General features: G+C 69.9%; 2 protein-coding genes. Both read left to right on the top strand.

Going from position 1 to position 1,732, the window contains the following annotated elements:
• Positions 1 to 859: recombinase family protein (locus BLW43_RS22665; protein ID WP_093257210.1), on the top strand; the 859-nt coding region annotated here is incomplete at its 5' end.
• Between the two features lie 304 nt (positions 860 to 1,163).
• Positions 1,164 to 1,732 (top strand): DUF938 domain-containing protein (locus BLW43_RS22660; RefSeq protein WP_342741638.1); only part of this gene is annotated, 569 nt, incomplete at its 3' end.

Genomic DNA, 1,732 nt, shown 5'->3' with positions numbered 1-1,732 from the left:
GCAGCAGGCTGTGGCGCTGACCGCCGCCGGCTGCGCGCTGGTCCACCGCGAGACGGCCTCCGGCGCGTCCAGAGCGCGCCCCGTTCTCAACAAGCTGCTCGGCGCGCTCGGCCGCGGCGACGTCCTCGTCGTCGTGCGGATCGACCGTCTCGCCCGCTCGCTGCGCCATCTGCTCGACGTGATCGAGACGCTGGAGGCGCGCGGCGCCGGGTTCCGCTCGCTCTCCGACCCCATCGACACCACCACCCCGCAGGGGCGCTTCGCGCTGCAGATCCTCGGCGCCGTCGCCGAGTTCGAGCGCGCGCTGATCTCCGAGCGCACCAGGGCCGGCCTCGAGCGCGCGAGAGCCGAGGGCCGTCAGCCCGGCAACCCCGGGCTGCGCGCCGGCGACCCGGCGGCTGCGTTGGCGATCTCGCGGGCCCGCAATCGTAGCTGGCTCGACCAGCTCAGGGGATCGGAGGATGTCTGGCTGCCGGTCGTCCAGACCCACCGCCCCGATGTCGCCTGGGCCGATCTGGCGATGCGCCTCAACGGCAAGGATGGCGCCGCGCGGCGATGGACGGCGCAGGCCCTTCGTCGCGCCGCGCGGGCCTATGTCGACATCGGGCGTCTCGACGAGAATGTCCTCGACCGCGCGCCGCGCTCGGACGGCGTCGTCCGACGCGACGGCGGCGCCTCAGACCAGGCGGTCGTCACGGCCGTGGCGGCCCTGATGCGCGACGACCCTTCCCTCACCCTCGCCGAGCTCGGGCGGCGGCTCCTCAGCCGGAAGATCTATCCGGCCCGCGGACGCAAGGACTGGGCGATCTCAACCCTCAGGCTGATCCGCATCGCTGCGCGGGAGCGCGGATTGTTCTAGCTGTGAGCCGACGCGGAAGAGCGTGCGTCTCCACCTTCGCACCATCAATCATCCAGATGCCGATCGGCGTTGGGACCCCTCGCCGATCCACATGTCGCCGCCACCACCAGAACGCCGACTCGCTGCGCGGCGGATCCGGGCGCATTCGGTTCTTGCACCGCCGTCATGACCCGGTGATCTTCGCCATCGGCCTCACGGCGTTATCGCGTCACAATGAAACGCCCCTATTCAAGGTGATTGGATGCCTCGCCGTCTCAACCTGCCCGAAAGCGTCTCTGCCGCAAACGCGACGACTGGGGCGCGCTTGATCGCCCCCTCCGCTGAGCGAAACGCCGCGGCCATCACCGAAGCGCTGGCGTCCATCGCCCCAGCTACGGGGTGCGCGCTGGAACTGGCGAGCGGCACGGGACAGCATATCGTTGGGTTCGCCCGCAGCATGCCGGGCCTGACCTGGCGACCCTCGGAGGTGGACCCCGTCCGGGCGGCCAGCATCGACGCCTATGTGATGGAGGCGGCATTGGCCAACCTCCACCCGCCGTTGGAGCTCGACGCGACGGCGCCGGGATGGGGCGCCAGGCATGGCGGGCAGGCGCTGATCGTGCTGATCAACCTGCTGCATCTCGTCAGCACCCGCGAGTCGCAGGTGCTGATCTCCGAAGCGGCGGCGGCCCTGGCGACAGGTGGCCGCATTGCGATCTATGGGCCGTTCCTGCGCGACGGAGCGACAACCTCGGAAGGTGACGCTCAGTTTGACGCCAGCTTGCGCGCGCAAGACCCTGAGATCGGCTACAAGGATGTTCTCGGGGTCAGCAATATGCTGCAGGAAGCCGGGCTGTCGCCGCCGAACATTCTCAAAATGCCCGCCAACAACCT

The organism is Rubrimonas cliftonensis (genome assembly GCF_900107585.1).
GTDB lineage: Bacteria > Pseudomonadota > Alphaproteobacteria > Rhodobacterales > Rhodobacteraceae > Rubrimonas > Rubrimonas cliftonensis.
The sequence above is the reverse complement of the archived record's forward strand: the minus strand, read 5'-3'. Positions and strand labels throughout refer to the sequence as shown.